Below are 24272 nucleotides of genomic sequence, written 5' to 3'. Positions count from 1 at the left end.
AAGTCGGGGGCCACAAAAAATTCAATCATCAACTATGAAAAACTACTATATAGGAATCGTATTACTTTGTATGGGATTTCATTTATCTGCTGTTGCGCAGCAATTAAGTGTGAGCGTTTTAAGAACGGAATATCGTAAAAACCCAATGGGAATCGATGCTGCTGAACCACGGTTAAGCTGGAAGATCGTTTCCTCAAAGCGTAATGTCATGCAAAGTGCTTATCAGATACGGGTAGGTACAGATTCTGTGGGTTTATCAGCAGGGAAAGCATTGGTATGGGACAGTGGGGATCAGAAAACCGAGGCTTCTGTTTTTGTGCGCTACGGAGGTTCCCCTTTAAAATCGGATACACGTTATTACTGGCAGGTAAGGATAAAAGACAATCAAGGCAATAGATCAGGCTGGAGTGACGTCAATTCATGGCATACCGGTTTGTTTAGTCCTGCTGAATGGTCAGCTCAATGGATCAGTACTTCTTTGGCAGATACACTTGAAGGGCCAAGCCCTGTTTTCAGGAAGGTCTTTGCTACTGAAGGAAAGGTGAAATCTGCGGTACTTTACATCACCGCACATGGTTTATACGAAGCTCAGTTGAATGGAAAACGCATTGGAAATGATCAGCTGGCACCGGGATGGACAAGTTATCATAAACGATTACTTTACCAGAGTTATGAAGTGACTAATTTGCTGAAAGATGGCCAAAATGCTATCGGCTTTACACTGGGCGATGGATGGTATCGTGGTTACCTTGGTTTTGATCGTAAACGCGGCTATTATGGCAAACGGTTAAGCGCTCTGGCACAACTGGTGATTGAATATGCCAATGGTACAAAGAAAACCATCAATAGTGATGGCAGCTGGAAATACACTGAAGGGCCTATTCTTTTTTCAGACCTGTACAATGGAGAAATCTACGATGCAAGGTTGGAGAAAAAGGATTGGGCTACCGTAAATTATAACGATGCAAGCTGGAAGAAAGCAGTGGTGATGAAGGCAGATAAAGAAATATTGGAAAGCAGCATTAGCCCGCTTGCACAAAAACACGAACAGTTTAGCGTGGTTAAGCTCATCAAAACGCCAAAAGGAGAGACTGTTCTTGACTTTGGACAAAACCTGGTGGGCTGGGTATCTTTTAAACTCAGTGCTAAAGCAGGATCTTATATTCAGCTGGAGCATGGAGAAGTACTGGATAAGGCAGGCAATTTTTATGATGCCAATCTCCGGCATGCCAAACAGCATGTGAAATACATTTTTAAAGGAGGCGGTCTGGAAAGCTATGAACCTCATTTTACCTATCAGGGATTTCGTTATGTAAAGATAACAGGAGATATAGCTAAGGTAGAACCCTCGTCTTTTAAAGCGGTGGCTGTTTATTCGAATATGGATCCGACAGGCACCTTTCATACCTCAAATCCGCTGTTAAATCAGTTACAACACAACATCGAGTGGGGGCAGAAAGGTAATTTCATGGACGTGCCTACGGATTGCCCGCAGCGTGACGAGCGTTTAGGCTGGACAGGAGATGCACAGGTATTCTTCCGCACGGCGGCATTTAATATGGACGTAGCTGGTTTCTTTACAAAATGGATGAAAGATGTGGCTTCAGATCAGCTGAAGAATGGAAGTGTACCCTTTGTGGTACCCAATGTGTTGGGAGAAAATGAAGCCGGTTCAACAGGTTGGGGAGATGTAGCCACCATTATACCATGGAACATGTATGTCGCTTATGGTGATAAAGAAATACTGGCTACCCAGTATCCAAGTATGAAGGGCTGGGTTGATTTTATGACCAGTAAAAGCAAAGATGATCTTTGGAATACGGGTTTTCATTTTGGGGACTGGTTGTTTTATCGCCCGAATGATGATAATGACGGTCGTTCGGCAATAACTGATAAATACCTGATCGCACAGGCGTTTTATGCACATTCTACTCAGCTGCTGATTAATACGGCCAGAGTTTTAGGAAAGAAAGCAGATGAGGATCATTATACTGCTTTACTGGATCGCATTAAAAAAGCATTCCTTAAAGAATATATTACGCCCAATGGCCGAATGGTTTCAGGATCTCAGACCGCTTATGTCCTGGCCCTGAACTTTGACATGCTTCCGGAAAATTTAAGACCACAAGCGGTAGACTTTCTGGTCAGGAATATCGAGAGCTATGGCAACCACTTAACAACAGGGTTTTTAGGTACTCCCTATCTTTGTCATGTGCTGAGCCGCTTTGGTCGTACAGATATCGCTTACCGGTTGTTGCTGCAGGAAACTTATCCCTCTTGGTTGTATCCGGTAAAAATGGGGGCAACTACCATTTGGGAACGCTGGGATGGGATTAAACAGGATGGCAGCTTTCAAACTACCGATATGAATTCCTTTAATCATTATGCTTATGGTGCAATCGGGGACTGGATGTACCGGGTAATGGCAGGTCTGGATACGGATGAGTCGGCACCTGGATATAAAAAAGTAAGGATTGCGCCCAGACCAGGCGGAAATATTACGCATGCGGCTGCAGAGCTGGAAACTTTGTATGGCTTAACGGTTAGTGACTGGAAAATTGAAAACGGAATTTTTAAGTTGAAAGTGGTGATTCCTGCAAATGCTACTGCAGAGATCAGCTTGCCCGCTGCTGCCGATACCCGGGTTACTGAGAGTGGAACGGAACTAAACGCGGTTAAAAGGATTGGCAAGATCTCAACTCAGGGTAAAGATGTTGGATTTAGTATCGGTTCAGGAACCTATCAGTTTGAGTACCCTATGAAATGATAAATAGGTGCTCTTCAGTTGATGTACTGAATTTATGATGATTTTCGAATAATCAGTTTTGTCTTAAGTACCTTGACCGGTGTTTTCCATTGCGAAGAATCCTTCTTGATCTGATCGAATAATAACTGTGCTGCAGTGATCCCAATCTCCCTCACCGGTTGGGCAACTGTGGTTAACGGTGGCTCAATCAGCGCAGAAATGTAATCATCACTAAATCCAACAACAGCGATATCTTCAGGAACGCTTAAACCATTCTTTTTGATAATTTGTATCGTATCTATCGCTGTAGGATCATTGATGGCAAAGATCGCATCAGGTGGGTTTTTAAGGTTAATCAGGTGATTCACATATATGGCTATTTTTTCCTTGCTAAAGTCATACGATATGATCAGCTCCGGATCTGCCGGGATATGGTGTTTCTTTAATGCAGCCAGATAACCATTCAACCTTTTTACGCTAATCGCTAATGAAGGTGGTCCGGATAAATGCGCAATCCTTTTTCTTCCTGACAAGATCAGATGTTCTACCGCAGCAAATGCTCCTTCATAGTCATCCACAATAACCTTCGGCACCACCATTTCATTGCACACCCGGTTAAAGAACACAATTGGTATTCCTTTCTTTTGAAATATCTTCAAATGATCGAAGTTCAATGTTTCTTTAGTAATAGAGACAATTACCCCATCTACGCGATTATCCAGCATGACCTTCGCATTCGTTACCTCTGTCTCATACGACTCATTAGATTGGCTGATGATCACATTATAGCCTTCATTACGGGCTTCTTCCTGAATGGCGGCAATGACATAAGGGAAGTATGAACTCAAAATCTCGGGAATGATGATTCCGATGGTACGGCTTTGTTGGGTAGCCAATTGTATCGCAATCATATTGCGCTGGTAATCTAACTTCTCTGCCAGGTCCAATACCCGTTTCCTGGTGTCCGGATGTACGTTCGGATGACCTGTTAATACCCTCGATACCGTCGATTTAGAGACATTTAACTCCCTTGCCAGGTCAAATATGGTGATCTGATGATTTTTCATGCTGATCAAATATATCATAATTTCTGTTTCATGGGAGCGGTCCCTAAAATTGGGAGCGCTCCCAATTTATTTTGCCCTGATTTTCAATACGTAATTGTCATGTACAGAATACATTTGAAACCAATACCAAATATATTTCTAAATGATAAGGGAAGAATCTCAAAAGAAAAGAGCTGTTAAATCAGAATCTGCCGGCTATGACCTGGTTGTTGTAGGAGGAGGTTTATCTGGTGTATGTTGTGCCATCACTGCTGCAAGAAAAGGGCTAAAAGTTGTTCTGGTACAGGACAGGCCAGTTCTGGGTGGCAATTCATCAAGTGAAGTTCGGTTATGGATCCTGGGAGCAACCTCCCATATGGGAAATAACAACCGTTGGGCCAGAGAAGGAGGAGTAGTTGACGAAATTCTACTTGAAAACATGCAACGCAATCCGGAAGGTAATCCGGTAATCTTTGACACCGTATTACTCGATAAAATATATCAGGAACCAAACATTAAACTGCTCTTAAATACAGTGGTATATGACCTTGAAAAGTCTGATGCCGATGAAATTTCCTCTGTGAGATGTTTTTGCAGCCAGAACTCAACCGAATATATCTTATCTGCCAGTCTGTTTTGTGATGCCTCAGGAGACGGTATTTTAGGTTTCTTAGCAGGAGCTGCATTTAGAATGGGAGCAGAGAACAAAGAGGAGTTTGGAGAAAAATTTGCGCCCGACAAAGAGTATGGAGAGCTTCTTGGACATAGCATTTATTTCTATAGTAAAGACACAGGCAAGCCCGTCAAATATATTGCGCCTTCATTTGCTCTGGCCGACATCACAAAGATCCCAAGGTTTAAAAGTTTCAATGCCAAAGAATTTGGCTGTAAACTCTGGTGGCTGGAATATGGCGGACGTATGGATACCGTTCATGAAAGTGAAAACATCAAGCAGGAACTTTGGAAAGTCGTATACGGTGTCTGGAACTATATTAAAAATTCGGGTGAATTTCCTGAAGCCGAAACCATGACACTGGAATGGGTGGGAAGTATCCCGGGAAAAAGAGAAAGCCGGAGATTTGAAGGAGATTACATGTTGACCCAACAGGATATCGTTTCCCAGCATCAGCATGAAGATGCCATCGGTTATGGGGGATGGTCTATTGACCTGCATCCGGCAGATGGGGTGTTTAGCAATAAACCAGGATGTAACCAATGGCATAGTAAAGGTATTTATCAGATACCATACCGGTGCCTGTACAGCAGAAACATCAAAAACCTTTTCCTTACCGGAAGGATCATTAGTGCAAGCCATGTCGCATTTGCCTCTTCGAGGGTGATGGCAACAGGAGCATACCTGGGGCAAGCAGTGGGTATGGCCGCATTCATTGCAAAGAAAAATGGATTACAGCCCAAAGAACTTAACGAAAAAGGGATGATGAAATCCCTGCAACTGGAACTGATGAAGAGTGGTCAGCATATTCCAGGGGTGATATTGACAGATGCCGCAGACCTGACACAATCGGCAGATATTACTGCTTCCAGTGAAATGCAGCTCGATGAAATCCCTTTTGATTTCATGAAGAGTCTCGACATCTCCGCCGGACAAATGATTCCTTTGCAGGCTGGGCAAGTGCCTTGTTTCACTTTCTCACTAGAATCATCAGAAGAAACGACCTTACAAGTCGAACTCAGAATCAGTACCAAATCTGGAAACTTTAGCCCTGATGAATTATTGGAAATTCAGCAAATACCCCTAAAAACCGGGGCTCAGACACTAAGCACAAGTTTTGGCAGTAAACTGAACGAAAACGCTTATGTGTACCTTTGTTTCAGAAAAAATCCTGCGGTTAAACTTGGCTTTTCCAATACCCGCATTTCCGGCATTTTATCGGTGTTCAATTCCGTAAATAAAGCCGTTTCCAATTTTGGCAGCCAAAAACCAACGGAAGATATTGGCGTGGATGAATTTGAATTCTGGTGCCCGCAGCGCAGACCTGAGGGGCATAACATCGCTTTAAAAATAGATCCGCCAATAAATCCTTTTATAGTTGAGCAACTAAAAAATGGAATCGGCAGACCTGTCAATGGACCCAATGCCTGGGTGTCGTCGATCAACGATCAAAATCCTAAGATCTCTTTAAAATGGGCGGATCAAACCAGCATCAGCAGGATAGAGCTTTGTTTTGATACGGATTACGATCATCCTATGGAATCAGTCTTGATGACCCATCCGGAAAGAACAATGCCTTTTTGTATTAGAAATTATACCATAACAGATGGAAATGGAAATCAGCTCTTTGTTAAAAAAGACAATTACCAATCCATCAATATTATTGAATTGAAAGAGACGGTGTTAACCGATGAATTGACGTTGCAATTTGAGCATCCATCGGCAGATATACCAGCTGCCTTGTTTGCAATCCGATGCTATAATTAGGTTTTATGGAACCTACGTAAAGCATTTGTTATCCTTGGGGTAACCTTGTTTTGCTATTTTCGGCCTAAACCGCCAACAGATTCGGGGAAGGTAAAGCCCCGGGTCTAATTGTACTGAACCAACTAACCAAATATAAACTAAGTGCATGAGAAAAATTTACCCGATTTTTGGAACAAGACTATTGTTATCAATGGTCCTCTGTATGTCCCTGCAATTGCTCTACGGACAATCAGCTTTACCTGTCAAATTGATGACCGGAACAGTATCCGATCAGGAAGGAAAACCCCTTATTGGTGTGAGCATCCAGTTAAAGGGGAAAACAACGGTGGTTTCCTCCGACAACAATGGCGTCTATAAAATCGGCGTTCCCGGTGGGAGGGGGATTTTAGTGTTCTCCTATATTGGTTTTCTGACCAGGGAGGTAACTTTAGCTGCAGGAAGTACCTACAATGTTACGCTGAATGAAGATCTCAAAGGATTGAATGAGGTGATTGTAATTGGATATGGTACCACTACTAAGCGAGATCTGACCGGTTCTGTCGGCTCTGCAAACCTAAAAGATATGAACAAAGCACCCGTGGGTACTTTTACGGAAGCCCTGGCGGGCAGGGTTGCCGGAGTGCAGGTTTCTTCTGCCGATGGGCAACCGGGAAATGAACTGAATATCATCGTCAGAGGAGCCAACTCAGTGACACAGGATAATTCTCCTTTATACGTAATTGACGGTTTTCCTACAGAAATTGCCGCTGCCAATAGCATCAACAACGAAGAAATTGAATCTATTGAAGTGTTGAAGGATGCTTCTGCAACAGCAATATATGGAGCCCGGGGTGCAAATGGAGTCGTGTTGATTACGACCAAAAAAGGGAAAACCGGAGCAGCTCAAATCAGCTATGATGGCTGGGCAGGAATCAATTCTATCATCAAACAACAAAAGGTGTTAAGCCCTTATGAGTTTGTTAAATATCAGTTAGAACTAAATCCGGAATTATACGGGGACATTTATCTTAAAGACGGACAAACACTCGAAAGTTATAGAGGCCGCGAAGGAATCAACTGGCAGGATGAGATTTTTCGCAATGCCTATGTTCAGAACCATAGTCTTTCCTTACGCGGAGGTACCGAGCAAACTAAGTACGCCATTTCCGGATCATTGTTAGAACAACCGGGGATTATTATAAACAGCGGATTCCGCCGTTATCAGGGGCGCGTTGTTGTAGATCAGACCATTAGTAAGAAATTGAAAGCAGGAGTAAACCTGAATTACGTGGCTTCAAAGAAATTTGGGACGGTGGTCGCAGAATCGCAAACAAGCCCTACTGCCAGTTTAATGTACAGTGCCTGGGGCTTTCGCCCGGTGACCGGAAATATTGATTTCGACGCCAATATGATCGATGAGCTTTACGATCCGGACTTAAGCGCGACTGCCGATTACCGGATTAACCCGCTTCTGGCAGCACAGAACGAGTATAAACCTTTGTTCAATAACACCCTGGTGGTCAATTCTTATCTGGATTATAAAATATTAGAAAATCTGTCCTTAAGAATTACCGGCGGACTCAATAAAGCAAACATCAGACAGGAGATTTTCAATAATTCGTCGTCCCGTCTTGGAAATCCGAACAATAACAACAAAGTAAATGGCTCGGTCAACAATACCGAAATCACCAATCTTTTAAATGAAAACACCTTGACTTACCAGACCAAATTTAAGGGAGGACATTCCTTAAAGGTGCTTGCGGGTTTAACCATGCAGGATGTCCGGAATTATTCGAATGGCTTTTCTTCTATTCAAATCCCGAATGAATCGCTGGGCATGAAAGGATTAGGAGAGGGACAATTGGTTGTGGCTCCGGTTTCAGATCTGAAAAATGGTTTGCTTTCCTATCTGGGAAGGATCGACTATAATTATAAATCGAAGTATTTATTCACGGTTTCCTTCCGTGCCGATGGATCGTCCAGATTTCCTAAAAACAACAGGTGGGCATCCTTCCCTTCCGGAGCATTTGCCTGGCGTTTTACCGACGAACCGTTTATGAAGAAACTAAGCTTTCTGAGTGATGGAAAACTCAGGGTAGGATATGGACATACCGGTAACAACCGGGTGGATGATTATGCCGCACTTACTGCTTTGAAAATGTTGCCTGCAACCGGATACCCTACGGGAAATGTTCCGGGAAAAGGAATTGTACCGGTTAACCTTGGAAATACAAAGCTGAAATGGGAAACCACGGTGCAGTCCAATGTGGGGATTGACCTCAGTTTCCTTAAAAACCGCATCTCTTTAACCGCTGATTATTACCATAAAAAAACAGATGATCTTTTACTGAATGCTACTCTGGCGCCTAGCATGGGCTTCTTGTCTGCATTTAAAAATGTAGGAAAGGTATCTAACAGCGGGATAGAACTCAGCCTCAGCAGTACTAACATTAAAGGGGAGAAGTTTGCATGGAGTTCGAGTTTCAACATTGCATTTAACCGGAACAAGGTGCTTGCCCTGAATGACGGTGAACCAAGCCTGCTTTCGAGGGTCACCTGGGGGAATTTTAACAACGCCTTCCCATATATCGCTGTTCCAGGACAACCGATCGCTCAGTTCTATGGAATGACGTTCGATGGGGTCTATCAGTATAGCGACTTTGAAGTTCAGCCAAATGGATCTTATGTATTAAAACCGAATGTGCCCAACAATGGTAATCCACGGGCCAACATCCTTCCCGGCGATATTAAGTTTAAGGACATTAACGGTGATAACCAGATCGATGATAATGACCGCAGTGTAATCGGGGATCCGAATCCGGTTCATATCGGTGGTTTTAGCAATAATTTCAGCTATGGTAATTTCGACCTGAACATTTTCCTGCAATGGAGTTATGGTAACGACATCTTAAACGCCAACCGTATAGAGTTTGAAGGTGGGGATCCTACCCAGAGAAACTTGTTAAACATGTTTGAGTCCTTTGCAAACAGATGGACCCCTGAAAATCAAACCAATGATTTATACCGGTTAGGCGGACAGGGGCCGGCATATTATTCTTCCCGTACCATCGAAGATGGCTCTTTTATCAGGTTAAAAACGGTGTCTCTTGGCTATAATTTACCTGCATCATTGATGAAATCGTTAAAAATGAAGAGCCTGCGGTTTTCTGTGTCTGCTCAAAACCTCATCACCTGGACCAGATATTCTGGTCTGGATCCGGAGGTTTCTACCAGACATACTGCCCTGACTCCGGGATTCGACTGGTCCCCATATCCAAGACCAAGATCAATCACGATAGGGTTAAACGCTAATTTTTAAACCGGTTAAAAAGATTATTGAGATATGAAAACGAAAATATTAATATTGCTGATGAGCATCATGATGCTTTCCTGCTCCAACCTCTTAAACAAGGATCCTGATTTTGTTACGCCAGATACTTATTACAAGACAGAGGAAGACCTGAAAAATGGTCTGAATGGCGTGTATAACAGATTAATTGATCCTAACGGACGTATGTACGGACGTGGATTGTATAGCTATTTTGTGGTAAGTGATGAAGCATTCTTTAAAGGCATTTCAATTAACAACATCCGCGTAATGGTGATGGATGCCAGTCATCTGGATATCGGAAGGCTTTGGGAAGTATTATACGAAGGAGTGAACCGGGCAAATTTGTTATTAGAACAAATTGACGGCGTGAACATGGACTTGAAACAGCGGGATGCCATCAAAGGGGAAACCTTATTTTTAAGAGGTTATTATTATTACCTGCTTGCAGATCTTTTCGGGCCTGTTCCTCTAAAATTAAGGGCTACCCAATCACCAGATGATCCCTATCTTCCCCGTGCCCCATTAGCGGAGGTTTATGCTTCAATAATAAATGATATGCAGCAAGCTGAAAAACTGGTGAACGACATTGATTATTTCGCTTATAATGAACGTATCTCTAAAACCGGGGTACAGGCTATCCTGGCCAGGGTTTTTCTGAAGATGGCGGGAGCACCATTAAAAGATGTTGCCCGGTATAAAGACGCTTTGGAATATGCAGATAAAGTGATCTTATCGAATAAACATTCGCTTAATCTGAATTACAAACAGATTTTCATCAACCACACCCAGGACATCAATGAAAAGAAAGAGTGTATCTGGGAAGTGGGGATGTATGGCAATAAAGTAGGAACGGTAGACCTTGCCGGGTCTATGGGTGTAGAAAATGGGGTTGAGTGCCCGAGTGAGGCTATTGGTTATTCCGGAGGTGCGATGAAGATTACGGCCAAACTTTATGAACTTTTTGGTACTGCAGATACGGCGAGGAGAAACTGGAGCATTGCGCCGTATCGCTTTGTGACTTCTGGTGGCAATACCGTAAAGTCTAATTTTACGGATAAGCAGATCTATGACCGTAATCCTGGCAAATGGAGAAGAGAATACGAAACCGGATCCAAAGCCCGTAGCTTTACCTCCACGAACTTCCCTGTGATCCGTTATTCCGACGTGTTGCTGATGAAGGCAGAGGCAGAAAACGAAGTAAACGGAGGACCTACACCCGCTGCTTATGACGCCATAAATCAAGTGAGAAGAAGGGCCTTCAATAAGCCTTTGGGAAGTGTAAATGCCATTTGTGATATCCCGGCAGGCCAAAATAAAACACAGTTTTTAGCGACCATTCAGGACGAGCGTTTAAGAGAATTATGCTTTGAAGGAATCCGTAAGCATGACCTGATCAGATGGGGCATCTATGTCAAAACAATGAATGATTTAGGGACAAGCATCAGCACCACAGCTCCTTCGGCGTACAAGTACGCTGCAAATGCCGGTAAAAATACAACAGAGAGAGACTTGTTTTTCCCGATCCCCACAACAGAACTAACGGTTAATAAGCTTATAGAACAGAATTATGGTTGGTAGATTAAGATGGTTGATATTCCTTTTCCCCTTCTCCGTTTGTGCTCAGTCCAAAGGACCGTCGCTTTCTAACGGTCAGTTGAATTTAGAATGGGTAAATTCTAAAAAAGGATATCACCTGAATAAAATATCGGTCCTTGATAAAGGATCATGGATGGATTTATCTGCAAAAACATCAGGAGAGTTTTCTGTCCTGTATGCTGCAGATACGTTAGCTCTGAAGGAGGGGGGAGATATTACCAGGGGAAGAGAATTCCCTGAATCTATTTACCGTTACATTATACCAATCTGGAAGCAGGCGACTTCTTCAGTACAATTGAATAGGGCCGGAAAAGCGATTGAATTTTACCCCGACAGGAAAAAGGAAATGAAGGATCAACTGATCTTGCAGAAAGAACATACGCTGTTTTCCCTAAGTTCCTCATGGGAGTTTGATACGGAACATCCGAACGATCTTAAAGTGACGGTAAAATTAAAGGCTAAACAGGCTGGTTATTATTCCATTGCCTCGCCGGAGCTGGCACTTTTTGATAAAAGTAATTTTAAATGGGCCACTGTTCCGGGAGTTTTTCAAGGCAATCAGCTAAATGCTAATTTTATCAATGCCTATGCTTACGGGCAGGGGATCCCTGATGTGCCGGTGATGGTAAGGGAGCGTACGACTTCAACTTTATCGCCCTTGGTGCAAAACAGCCAAAACATCACCTTAGCGGTAATTCCGGAACCTGGAACAGGAAGGGATCCCTGGGCATTAAATACAAAAACTCAGGGAACCTGGAATCTCGGTCTGTCTGTACTGAACAGAAAAGGCCATATGATGCCAACGGTATATCACCCTGTATTGGGACAGGGAAAATCTTATCTGGCAAAAAATGAATCGCTCAGTTTCTCTTTCCGGTATACCATACAGCCGGCCGACTGGTTTACGGTAATGAAACATGCCGCAAATGATGTATACCGGTTTAAAGAAGCGCTGGCCTTAAAGAAAACATCTTCTTCTTTAACCAATCGTGTATTGAGAATGGCAAACTATGTGATTGATGATAGCCTTTCCATGTGGCAGTTATCACCCTACAAGAACCTGGAAATCGGTGCTCAAAAATACCTGGGCGGGGTATATGGCTCCGAAAAAGATGCGATTAAAAACTCCGATTATGGGGCGATGTGGATGCTGGCGCGGTTAACAGGAAATCAGAAACTGATCAATAACCGGCTTCCTTATGCCAGAAACTTTAAACTGGCGCAACAGCATTCGGAAAGAGATTTTTTCTATGGTGCTGCCGAGGGACAATACTTTTTACAAAACAGCAGGAAATTTACGGAAGAGTGGGGGCCATATACTGAGCCTATCGGAAGTACCTATTACCTGATGATGGATATTGGAAATATGCTGCTGTTTAATCCTGAGGATCGGGATTTACGTGCAGAACTGAAGCTGGCTGCGGAAAAATTATTGTCCTGGATGAAACCGGACGGAAGCTGGGAAGTTGCTTATGACAATAGAACCAATGAAGCTATGTTTAAGGATGTTTTAGACCTGAGGCCTACGTTTTATGGTTTATTTATCGCCTATAAATTATTAGGAGATCAAAAGTACCTGGAGGCCGCTAAAAAAGGAGCCGACTGGTATATCGAACAAGCGATAAATAAAGGATCTTTTATCGGGGTATGTGGTGATACCAGATTTGCACCCGATTTTGCAACTGCACAAAGCGTGCAGGCGCTATTGGATCTTTATGAGGTGGTGAAAGACCTCAAATACCAGAATGCCGCAATTGCTGCGGCAAAGATTTACACTGCTTCTGTTTACACCCATCCAATTCCTTCTTCCGCGGAAAAACAGGTAAATGGGGCTAAAAGAGCAGACTGGGAAATCAGTCAGGCGGGATTAAGCTTTGAGCATGGAGGGATCCTTGGATCTGCCAATCATCATGGGCCAATTCTATTGGCCAGTCATGCGGGAATGTTTTTAAGGATGTTCTCCATTACTAAAGATTCTTTATTTCTAACCATGTCCAGGGCTGCAGCATGGGGCAGAGATGCTTTTGTGGATCAGAAAACGGGTGTTGCTTCGTATTATTGGGATGCGATGGATAAGGGCGCAGGGCCATTTCCTCATCATGCCTGGTGGCAGATTGGCTGGATCATGGATTATTTGCTTTCAGAGACAGACCTTCGTTCAGGAGGGCAGGTCTCATTTCCAAGAGGTTTCATTACTCCTAAAGTAGGCCCGCATCAGACTTATGGCTTCGCCGCGGGTAAAGTATATGGGACAACTGCCTCCTTGATTTTAACAGAGGGATTGGTGAAAGCCGAAAGTCCTTATGTAGAATATGTGACGGCATTAAGTGCTGATCAGCGTAAATGTTTTGTGGTATTGATGAACAATAGTGAGCAACCTTTGAAAACGGAGGTCCTGCTCAATCCGCGGAAAATTCCGGGCATCTCAGAGGCGGTGTCAAAAGAAATTGCTTTGATTGATGTAGCAGGGAAGCGAACCTTACTGAGCGGTAATTCCAATTCCCTGAGTATTGAACTAGCTCCTTTTGGCTTAAAAGTAATAGAAGTATGCTATTGAAAAAGATAAATTACCTGAGCTATGGCTATTATTTGCGGTATATGGTATTTTCCTGTTGTGTTTTTACTTCAGGTAAAGCATATGGACAAGCACAAAGCACCTATTTTATAGAAGCAGAAGATTTTCAGTTTCCGGCAGGTTGGGTCTTTAGTAAGGAAGCAGGGACAAATGTTTCTGGAAAAGGGGCCTTATTTGCGGCTGCATCAAAAGATTCGATTCCTGATGCACTGACTGTAATTTCCATTAAAACGAAAGGCCGCTTTTTGGTATGGACCAGATCCAGGGATTATGCAGACAATAAACCGGGAACGAGAAAGTATCTTTTATTGATAAATGAGCAGAATATGACTCAGGAGTCCGGTACCCATCTCGGCGAAGGATATGCATGGGAAAAGGTAGGTCGGATTGATCTGGATGCTGACGAAAATGTGTTGAGGTTAAAAAATACCAGTAAAAATTTTGTACGTTGTGATGCCATATTGTTGAGCACTGACGAAGCTTTTGATCCGAATAAGGAAGGATCAGCAATTGCAGGTTATGCCATAAAACCAACTCTGGTAAAGGAAACTCCGATGCCATTAACGATAAGTGAAGCGGCTTCTTTTACAAAAAAGGAAAAATTACTCGGAACACTGTCTAATGATCGGCTAAAGTTGAATTTTGAAGAGGTACTGAACGATAAGACGGGGAAACATCAGATTGTTGCGACTACCGCTGTCTTTCAGGATAAACGATGGGCGACATTGAAAGCGACGGTAGAAGAAAACCGGATCTTCCTGTTGAGTACTAAAAAAGCTAAAATAGAATTTGGGGCCTACTTTGCCTCCTGGAAGAATTCGGCCAGCTTAACAGAGTTTGTGGTTAAGGGTAAAACCTATAGGCCGATGGACCAGAACGGTGCAAAGAATCCTTTCCTGTCCGGAGAACTATCTGCTTGTCTTCCCTCAGCAGTGAAACAGGTTTCGCCTGAAGAACTTTGGGTGACCTATCTGACTGATAAAGGTCAGGAGGTGAAAGGAATATGGAAACTTAAACCCGGCGCATCACATTATGAGCTAAATTTAGCCTATTCGGCGAAAGAATCCGGCTTCTACAGCTTTGTGGTTTCGGCCTTCCAGGATGTTTCTGAGGCAGAAGTACAGCATGTACAACTTCCCCCGATGTTTAATTATAAACGTTTGCCAACAACCCCGATCATGATTCCGGGGGCAATGACTCCCCAGCCCCTGGCTATTGTGGAGGTTGGCCAGAGTAACAGGCAATTGAGCTTTTTTGTAACCGGTTCTTTAACTGATTTACCGCTAGACTGGGGCAAGGACAGTACCTCCCGGATTGGTTTCTCTCTTAAAAATGCCTTCAATAAGGTTCAGCCTGTTGCATTTGCGCCTGTTCCCGGTCTGGAAGATTCGAAATTGCAGGCAGGTCAGTCTTTAAAAAGGACATTCAACCTTGGCGCGGTACCCGAAAACTGGAATGGCGCATTGGAATACATCTCCAACTCAATTTACCAGGTCAAGGACTATCGTTCTCAGGATTCCAGCTCCCTAACCAATGCTGTATTTAACATGATTGACCTGGTCAAAAATGACGATGCTTCGGGATGGAATGCACAACTGAAAGGTTTTTACGACATAGAAGCGGATCCGAAGGTAGCGCCAACAGTGGCTCAGTCGGCCCCCCTGGCCCTGATCTCTGCAGCGATAATGGGCCGGGATGAAGAACTTTATCTGAACCGTGCCCTGCCCACCATAGAATATACTTTATCAAGGAGTGCATTCAGATGGGCTAAGGCTGTTGGTGCACCATACAACCTCAAAGAAGCTTCATTGGTGTTAGACCCTTATAAAAATGTACAGTTTAATACAGCCTATTTTGATGCGCTAAACCAGTTGCTGGATCAAAAGAACCCATGGCTAGTGCAGGTGGGGATGCCGGATCAGCAACCCAGAAAACTGTCTGGCTATAGCGTAAACCTTCCGGCATGGACGCAGGAATTAGCGGCTTACAGACTCACAAAAGATAAACAATGGCTAGATAAAGCGGTTTTGCATGCACAGGAATTTGTACAGAAGGAAGTTTATGGCCAAAAGACACAGTTATTAACGGCTCAACCATTTTACAATACCTCGTTTTATCCTTATTGGTGGGACTTGATGGACCTGTATGAAATCAATAAAGACGAGGTCTTTTTAGAGGCCGCTAAGTACGCTTCATTTTTTACCATCGCCGGTATCCGTTCGTATCCGCTTGTTCAAAATCAAAAACAGCTGATTCATGAAGGAGGCCGCTATGAGGGGAATACGAATTTGTGGTGGAAAGATGGAAAGAAATTCCGTTTAGGATTTCCACGTGTAGATGGAGATGTCACAGAAAAAGATGTCCCTCAATCGTTGATATCACCAGTGGGTTTGGGTTTGGAACAACCGGTTACCTTCTTCCTTCCCAATAAAAATGTACGTCATATCTTCATGTCGACCTGGGCGCCACATTTACTGCGCTTGTCTGCTGAAAGCAACAAGGATATTTTTGAGGTCTATGCGAGAAACTCCATTATAGGGCGTTTTTCTAACTATCCGGGTTATTATGCTACAGGTTTTACCGACCTGACTTACCGGGCAGATTATCCTTACAAAGGGCCGGATATCAATTCTATCTATTACCATCACATTTCGCCACACCTGGCTTTTACCCTTGATTTTCTGGTTACGGAAGCGATTCAAAGGTCTAAAGGCAGCATTACTTTTCCATGGGGAAAACAAGAGGGCTTTGTTTGGTTTAACAACCGGATTTATGGGTCTGGCAAAGGAACTATTTTTGACGATAGCCGTGTAAAACTTTGGCTAAAGAAAGGCCTGGTTAATATTGATAATCCTGCGATTAATTACATTACAGGAATCTCTGATGATCGTTTTTGGCTGGTGTTATTAAATGAAGCTCAGCAGGAACAGCAATTTGAAATCGGACTGGATCTGAATCAGCTGGCGGTTAAAAATACGGGGGTTAAGTTTTACAAGGGAATAGCTGCTGAACCAGAAAGTATGGTGCTTTCCGGGAGGAAAATGAAATCTGTTATTGCGGGCAAAGGACTAACGGCTTATTCCTTTCCGCTTCAACAGCCTATAGCAGAGAAAGTGTTGTTGCCGGTTAAAAACGGGATGCAGGAAATTAACATTGGTGCACCATGGGGCAAGCTCCACGCTTTTAGAATCCGCTCACCTTTTGGCTGGGATTCTATCTATGCCTACCTGAGCACAGCACCTTTAACGGGAGTGGAAGCGGAGATGGGCTTAAATGAAGATCCAGCTACCCTTGTGAAGCGTGTAGGCTATCCTTTTGAATGGTCTTTTAGTCGGATTGATCCCGCTAAACCGGCTTCCATCAGCTTAAAATTGAAGAAGAAGGGAAGTGCTGAGGTTCAGCAGGTTGATGTTGTATTTGAAGTTGATGAAAAATAACATCGGAAGAATAAGGGTGATACTTAAATAGTTATGAAAAATATTGAAGATTAAAACTAGAATATATAAAGATGAAATACCTAAAAAAAACCTTATTGCTCTCCTTGCTGTTGATCAGCCAGGTTTCATTCGGACAGGTCGCCGAAAAAGCCTTGCGATTATTTATCATTGGCAACAGTTTTTCGCAAAATGCGACGGCCTATTTACCGAATCTGGTAAAGGAAAATAACCAGCAACTGGTGATTGGCCGGGCTGAACTTGGTGGTCACTCTTTACAGCAGCATTGGGAATATGTAGAAGCTGCAGAGGCCAATGCCGAAGACCCTAAGGGGAAACCCTACAAAGGGAAATCATTGCGGATGCTTTTATCTGCCGGTACCTGGGATGTGGTGACAATGCAGCAGTTCTCTTATCTATCTGCAGATGTGGACAGCTATAGCCCATATGCTCAAAAGCTTTACAATTACATCAAATCATTGCAGCCAAATGCAAAGATCGTTTTACATCAGGGATGGGCATATCGCTCAGACGCCAAGAAGTTTGGTCGCGTTGCTCCCGAGCAACCAGCCAAAAATCAGGAGGAAATGTGGCGGAAATCAAGGGCTGCTTATCATACGATCGCAAAGCAACTGAAGGTAGACATCATCCCTGTGGGAGATGCCTTTAATGCGGTTGCCACCGGTACGGAATACCGTTTTACAAAAGATATGAATTTTGACTATGAGCATCCGGTGTTCCCCAATCTTCCTGTTCAGAGCAATTCCATAAACATGGGCTATTATTGGAAAGACAATGCCCTGGTATTTGATCCCAATCATGCGAATGAAGCAGGGAGATACCTGGGTTCTTTAATCTGGTATGCTGTTTTATTTAAGGAGTCGCCTGAGAAAATAAAATACCAGCCAAAGGAGGTTCCTGCAGGATTTGCTGCATATTTAAGAAGTGTTGCTGCAAAAACAGTTGGAGATTTATAATATTTAAAAAAGCATATGAACTCAGTAATAGACACCACAGTTATCGTTGTATTTTCAGTATTCATTATGATTATAGGCTTGCTGTTTTCACGTACAGGCCGGAATCTTAAGTCTTTTTTTGCAGGTGGTGAGGCTGTACCCTGGTTTATCGGAGGTTTGTCTCTTTTTATGAGTTTTTTCTCTGCCGGTACTTTTGTAGCCTGGGGATCAATTGCCTATAAATATGGCTGGGTAGCAGTTACCATTCAATGGACGATGTGTATCGGAGGACTGGTGACCGGATTATATATTGCGCCTAAATGGAAAGGAACCGGGAACCTGACCGCTGCAGAATTTATTAAAGAAAGACTTGGTGAGCATGTTCAAAAGAGCTTTATCTATATTTTCATGTTGGTCTCGCTGTTCATTAAAGGTTCGGTATTGTATTCTGTGTCTAAACTGGTGGGTTCTTCACTTGAATTTCCTCTCGTACCGGTTACGTTAGTGCTGGGAATATTTATGATTGCATATACTGCTGTTGGTGGCTTATGGGCAGTAATGGTGACGGATATCCTACAGTTTGTGATTCTCACCACTGCCGTGTTGCTTATTATTCCATTGGCTTTTACAGAAGCAGGGGGGATAGCTTCTTTTGTATCTAGGGTTCCGGATAACTTTTTTAATGTTGTTAATGGTGAATATACCTGGGGTTTTATTATCGCTTTTGCACTTTATCACATCTTTTATATTGGTGGAAACTGGACTTTTGTACAGCGTTACACGAGTGTGGATACCCCGAAATCTGCTTCTAAAGTAGCCTTTCTTTTTGCCGGACTGTACATTGTAAGTCCGGTTTTGTGGATGCTTCCACCGATGATTTACCAGACAATTAATCCTGGCTTAACGGGTCTGGAAACGGAAAATGCTTATTTAATGGTTTGTAAGCAGGTACTTCCGGCGGGCTTGATGGGCCTGATCTTAACAGGGATGTATTTTTCTACCTCCGCTTCTGCAAATACGGCTTTAAATGTAGTTTCTGCAGTGTTTACCAACGACGTGTATAAAGGGACGATCAATCCGGGGGCATCTGATGAAAAGTTAATGAAGATTGCCCGTGCATCCTCCTGGTGTTTTGGATTCGGGATGATTTTGATTGCACTGATTGTACCTTATATCGGGGGGATTGTAGAGTTTACGCTGAGTGTTGGCGCGATTACCGGTGGGCCATTACTTGCGCCGCCAATATGGGCTTTGTTTTCGAAACGGATCACAGGTAAAGCGACGATTTGGATTACCATGATCAGTTTGGTGGTGAATCTGGTCTTTAAGATCATGTTACCTCTTTTGATCGATTATAAGCTGAGTCGTGCAAATGAAATGTTGCTGGGGGTATTGCTTCCCTTCCTGTTGTTGCTGGCTTATGAGTTGTATGCGGCTTCAAAAGGCAAGGTAAGTTCAGAATACCTGCAGCTACAGGTGACTAAAGCGGCCAGAAACGCAAAGGTGATCATAGTGGATGAAACAGAAGCAGCAGAAATCAAAAGACAAAATAAATTCGGCTTACAGGTCATTTCATTTTCATTAGGTTTCATTGCACTCATGTTATATATACTTTGCGCATTTACAGCCAAAGGGACAGGGATGGTTGCCGGAATAGCAACACTCATCTTGTTGAGTGCATGGATTCCCTTTAATGCTTCGAGGAAAGCCAGTTGATAACGTAGCTTGGTCTGATATAATAACCCCGCATGTTCTGTATGCATGCGGGGTTAATCAGGTCTGGTTCTTTTAAGGGTTGTACCAGAAGGAGATTTCACTCATATGGCTTTCTACACTATTATCGAGTGTTTTTGTAACGCGGATTCTAATATATCTTACCGGAGGAATCCCTTCCAAAAGATTTACCTTAAACGGCGCCATTCCATCATCAGATCTTTCCACTTCTTTAAGCAGTGTCCATCCTTTTGCTATAGACTGGGCCTTCCATCCTTCATCATTACCTGGCAATGTTGTTGCCGCATTGGTAATATCAGCTATTCCCCATACTTCAAATTTAATTGGATTATGACAGGCACAGCCGGTTCTGCCTATTTCTTCAAATTTTGTCAGCTGATATACGCCTCCCAGATCAATCGTAAAATGATGTGGTAAGCTGCCTCCCTCGGTATGATATATATTGGGATATCCACCCCCCTGACCGTCCCAAATGGATGCAAAATTAGAGCCATAGCCATTTCCGTCTACATCATTCGGCAGGTTTATCTTTTTCCAAAGTGCTTTGCTCAACGGCAAATTCTTGATACTCAAAGAATCTTTAGTCAGCACCAGAAATGAATCAATCGCCAACGTTCTCGGTTTATAAGAAGATTGATAGAAAAACTTTGTTCCCATTTTCCAGTCAGCGATTTTTGTGGTATCAACATTAGGAGCGAGCATAAGCTTCGTCTGCGTACCTGCAAGATTGGTATACCATATGCTTGTGGAGAGATTAATCGTATCCGGCTTTTTCCACACAATAGTGACATCTTTGTCGCTTTCTGAGTAGATTGCAGCTTTGACGGTTCTGTTTAGTAAAGTGGAATGATATTTCGGTCCATATACATTTACGGAAGGGATCAGAACAGGAATCGATTTATTTCCGTTATCATCAATTGAAAAAATAGAGAAGGCGTAATTGGCTTCGGCCATATTTGTCAGAAGACGTTTAACTGTATCGCCTGCTTTAAATGCTGTAGCGTCGAACTCTACAGAATCCGTTTTGTTGTTCCATACAATTTTGTACCTCTTTATCCGGGTGTCAACTCCTCTTGCCCAGGTTAGTAAAACCCTTCTGTTGCCTGGAAAAACCTTAAACTTCGTTGCTCCATCCAGGTATACCTTTTCTCCGTCAACCAGATATTTTTTATAATCATCTGATTTCTGGCAGGACACAAAAATTGCTATGCCCACAATCAAGCCTATGTAACTTATATTCTTTTTAAACATGATCTTATTTTTTAGTTATTGTGTATTTCCCCAGAAAGTAATTTCAAGTGAGTGGAAGAAGTCTGTACCTCCCCAGTTCTTTAATATTTCCATTCTGATGTATCTGACAGCAGGCGCAGCTATTGGAAAGGTAAATTCTTCACCCAGGCCATCAGATCCTCTGGCATAACCGATATCCTCATTCGTTGTCTGTCCAAAAGGTAACTCCGAAGGTTTTTTTGATTCACAGTCCATAAGTTTTGCCCAGCCATCCCAATTTCCTGAAGGATCCGGTAGTGTAGCAGTACCCCACATACGCCATGATCTTGGGTTACCATGATTATATGCCCAACCGCCATCTATCCTTTGTAGTATTTTGAAACGGCTCAGTTTTGTAACTACTCCAAGATCAAATGTAAATCTATGCGGACGAGGCAAGGCACCCTGAAGCGTATGGAAACCAGGTTCCCCTGTTTTACCATCCCACATATACGGCATATCCCAACCATATGCAGATGGCTGATCGTTAGGTAATTTATAGGGCCTGAATCTGGTTTTATCCAACATCTTCTCAAAAAATGGAGTAACTGTTTTAAACAGGGTATCGGAATTGTTATTCCAGCGGTCTTTTATATATACCCCAAATACCCTCGGAGAAGGGGAGTAGCCCCTTGCAGAGAAGATGCCATTTTTTGTCCCGGTATAAAAGGTCTCAATCGGGGCAAGTTCCCCATTGGCGTCTTTGGTAATGATAACCGCTGCAATTTTAGCTTCATTAGGATTGGCAAAAGTGATGTTTACCCCTCCAAAATCGGCATTCAAAGTGAGGGTATTGGCGATAGAACGATAGGGAGGGGTATCCGGATTTACCTTGACCACCGCCACATCAGATCTGTTTTCACTTTTATCAACGGCATACAACCTGACATCATATGCACCCGCTTTATTAAAACCGTCTACTTTTATGGTATCACTAAAGCGTGATGTTTTGGCTTGTCTTACCGTGGTGCTATTGATGTTATATTCAGCCAATACATATTGCAAGTCCACATCCCCCGGTACTGCATAGGTGATAATTGCACCACCTGGATTATTTTGAACCTTAATGTTGGTAACCATACCTGGTTTTACATCATCATTTTCAATTGGTTTCTGAACATTCAAGTCTGTCTTCGAACAGGCATATAAACCCATTACGGTTGCCAGAACAAACAGGTAATAAAATATTTTTTTCATAATCGTCTTTTTAAGATAAAATTACCATCCCGGGTTTTGCACCAACTTAGGATTTACCACAATTGAATTTTCTGAAAGCGGCCATAAGTAGTCTTTGGGAGTAAATACAGGAGCCACAATTTGCCTTATCCGATAGTAATTGACTGCTTCTTCCTGTTCAAGATCCCAACCTCTGATGGGCATATTTAAATACTCTTCGGCCTTTTTCCAACGTTTGATGCTCCAGAACCTTTTGCCCTCAAATACCAGTTCAATCATCTGCTCTCTCTGAATAATCTCCCTGAAACCATCCTTTGTATTTGGTTTTGCCGGATTTTTAGAGAAGTTTGCCCAGCTTTCAACTACTCCTTTCAGTCCAGCTCTTTTTCTCACCAGATCAATCCATTTGTAGGTCTCCTGACCTGGTCCGTTGAGCTCATTTAAGGCTTCCGCATAAAGCAGGTACATTTCTGAAAGTCTGATGGCCGGCCATGGATAACCAATAACATTATAGCCTTGGGAATTACTGCCAAAATCATTTCTATAATTCACCAGTTTCTTTGGCCAGTAACCAGTAACTGAAAAAAGAGAGGCACCAAGTCTGGCTCCAAACTGACCCGCTTTTGCCTGTAAAAACCAGGTTTTAGAATCATCATATAAACCCTGTCCATACCAGATTCCTCCATCAAAACCTAAGTCTGCATAAAATCTTGGCTCTCTATCAAAATTTAACTGAATGGTTTCGTAGTCTTTTTTCAGGTAAAACCTGTCTTTATCAGTAACCGTTCTTAATCTGGTCAGCCTGTTTGCATAATCATAGTTGACGTCTTCCTCAATAGGTACCCCATTGTTGCTGTAAAACATCTCGGCAATATGGATAGGGGGGGATAATATGGAACGTATTGACTCATTATCAGCTGGTGGGGTAGGTACATTGGAGGGATCTGAGGAAGTAATCCTTGCCTGGGATAAGGCCTGAACGCCGCCGGCATACGAATTTGAGGCACCCCAAATTGTCTCCGAATTCCATTTCTCCGATATTGCCGACCGTATGTTCATCGTTACCTTAGTGGAATCAGAAACCTTTTCCCCGGATTCCGGAATATAGTAATGTAGTTTCGATCCGACCGCTTCTGCGGCATCTATGGCAGCTTTACACGCATCTGACGCCTTTTTCCACTTTTCCAGGGAATAGGCCGGATTAAATAACTGAACCCCGGTTTTATCTTTAAAATTAGCATAACCCGTATTTCCATTAAACAATGGACTGGCTGCAGTAATTAACACCTGTGCTTTTATGGACAGGGCAATTGGCCTGGTTAGTCTACCCAGTTCCGATGCCTCATTCATGATCTGAGGAGGGAGGTCCGGGCTGGCTTCGTCAATTAAGCTGACCACATAATTCACCACAGAATCCACAGGCATCCTCGGTATTCTTACTTCATCTATCGGAGCGGAAACAGGTAAATTCTTACGGATAACCGGAATAGGCCCGTACATGCGGAACAGGAAGAAATGGTAGTAAGCTTTCAGTAATTTAACTTCCGCAACCCACCTTCTCTTTTCTACATCAGACAAATCGGGTACTTTATCCACGTTCTCCAGGAACAGGTTACACTCCCTTATGGCCTGATAATAGGCTTTACCGCCTCTTGCTCCGTCCCAATAATTGCCAATTGGACTTACAATATTTTGTTCGCCCCGTGCTATTCTGTATAATCCAATATCAAAATAGATGGAACTTGGATATTGCGCGGCAAACTCATCCCCGGTAAAGAAGCCTGGGTCTGAATAAACATCCCCAAATTGAGGGAGGTTATTGTAACAGGTAAACAGGTATTTTTCGGCTTCAGAACGCATCCTGAACGCATAATCTATGGTGCCAATATTATCCGGTACTACATCAAGGTATTTTTTACAGCTGCTGGCAGCAAATAACAAAATAAGAGCCGTAGCAAATATGTTTATATATTTTTTCATCTCAGAAATA

The 24272-nt window shown here is 43.0% G+C and carries 12 protein-coding genes; 8 read left to right on the top strand and 4 right to left on the bottom strand.

Features of this window, described 5'->3' with window-relative positions; genetic code table 11:
* Positions 1 to 34: 34 nt before the first annotated feature.
* Entirely contained in the window at positions 35 to 2767 is a 2733-nt protein-coding gene (locus BFS30_RS03670) for a glycoside hydrolase family 78 protein (RefSeq protein WP_069378029.1), read from the top strand.
* A 32-nt stretch (positions 2768 to 2799) separates the two neighbouring features.
* On the opposite strand, the gene BFS30_RS03665 is transcribed toward BFS30_RS03670, so the two are convergent.
* Positions 2800 to 3813 (bottom strand): LacI family DNA-binding transcriptional regulator, encoded by a 1014-nt coding sequence (locus BFS30_RS03665; RefSeq protein ID WP_069378028.1) that lies wholly within the window; start codon positions 3811 to 3813, stop codon positions 2800 to 2802.
* Positions 3814 to 3955: 142 nt separating this feature from the next.
* Here BFS30_RS03665 and BFS30_RS03660 point away from each other — a divergent pair, with 142 nt between their 5' ends.
* From BFS30_RS03660 to BFS30_RS03630, 7 genes are all read left to right on the top strand, one after another.
* Positions 3956 to 6232 carry an FAD-dependent oxidoreductase gene (locus BFS30_RS03660; protein WP_069378027.1) on the top strand — a complete coding sequence of 759 codons (2277 nt, stop codon included), beginning with the start codon at positions 3956 to 3958 and terminating at the stop codon, positions 6230 to 6232.
* Between the two features lie 145 nt (positions 6233 to 6377).
* Positions 6378 to 9530, top strand: coding sequence for a SusC/RagA family TonB-linked outer membrane protein (locus tag BFS30_RS03655; RefSeq protein WP_083251942.1), 3153 nt, complete (start codon positions 6378 to 6380; stop codon positions 9528 to 9530).
* A 24-nt stretch (positions 9531 to 9554) separates the two neighbouring features.
* The gene (locus BFS30_RS03650) at positions 9555 to 11120 is read left to right on the top strand and encodes a RagB/SusD family nutrient uptake outer membrane protein (protein WP_069378025.1); all 1566 of its coding nucleotides are present in this window, start codon (positions 9555 to 9557) and stop codon (positions 11118 to 11120) included.
* The gene (locus BFS30_RS03645) at positions 11110 to 13695 is read left to right on the top strand and encodes a glycerophosphoryl diester phosphodiesterase (protein ID WP_083251941.1); all 2586 of its coding nucleotides are present in this window, start codon (positions 11110 to 11112) and stop codon (positions 13693 to 13695) included. The genes BFS30_RS03650 and BFS30_RS03645 overlap by 11 nt, the downstream gene beginning before the upstream one ends.
* On the top strand, positions 13692 to 17150 hold the full coding sequence (locus BFS30_RS03640) for a hypothetical protein (protein WP_208603028.1): 3459 nt from the start codon (positions 13692 to 13694) through the stop codon (positions 17148 to 17150). The genes BFS30_RS03645 and BFS30_RS03640 overlap by 4 nt, the downstream gene beginning before the upstream one ends.
* Positions 17151 to 17221: 71 nt before the next feature.
* On the top strand, positions 17222 to 18124 hold the full coding sequence (locus BFS30_RS03635) for a DUF4886 domain-containing protein (RefSeq protein WP_069378023.1): 903 nt from the start codon (positions 17222 to 17224) through the stop codon (positions 18122 to 18124).
* Between the two features lie 15 nt (positions 18125 to 18139).
* Positions 18140 to 19819, top strand: coding sequence for a sodium:solute symporter family protein (locus tag BFS30_RS03630; protein ID WP_069378022.1), 1680 nt, complete (start codon positions 18140 to 18142; stop codon positions 19817 to 19819).
* A 72-nt stretch (positions 19820 to 19891) separates the two neighbouring features.
* Here the strand turns inward: BFS30_RS03630 and BFS30_RS03625 are convergent, their stop codons facing one another.
* From BFS30_RS03625 to BFS30_RS03615, 3 genes are read right to left on the bottom strand one after another with little or no spacing between them, the layout of a single operon-like run.
* Entirely contained in the window at positions 19892 to 21088 is a 1197-nt protein-coding gene (locus BFS30_RS03625) for a DUF4998 domain-containing protein (RefSeq protein WP_083251940.1), read from the bottom strand.
* Positions 21089 to 21103: 15 nt separating this feature from the next.
* Positions 21104 to 22303, bottom strand: coding sequence for a DUF5000 domain-containing lipoprotein (locus tag BFS30_RS03620; RefSeq protein WP_069378021.1), 1200 nt, complete (start codon positions 22301 to 22303; stop codon positions 21104 to 21106).
* 21 nt (positions 22304 to 22324) lie between these two features.
* Complete coding sequence (locus BFS30_RS03615) at positions 22325 to 24262, bottom strand: RagB/SusD family nutrient uptake outer membrane protein (RefSeq protein ID WP_069378020.1); 1938 nt, start codon at positions 24260 to 24262, stop codon at positions 22325 to 22327.
* Between the last annotated feature and the right edge of the window lie 10 nt (positions 24263 to 24272).

Source organism: Pedobacter steynii, from assembly GCF_001721645.1.
Lineage (GTDB): Bacteria > Bacteroidota > Bacteroidia > Sphingobacteriales > Sphingobacteriaceae > Pedobacter > Pedobacter steynii_A.
This window is presented reverse-complemented; position numbering and strand designations above follow the sequence as displayed.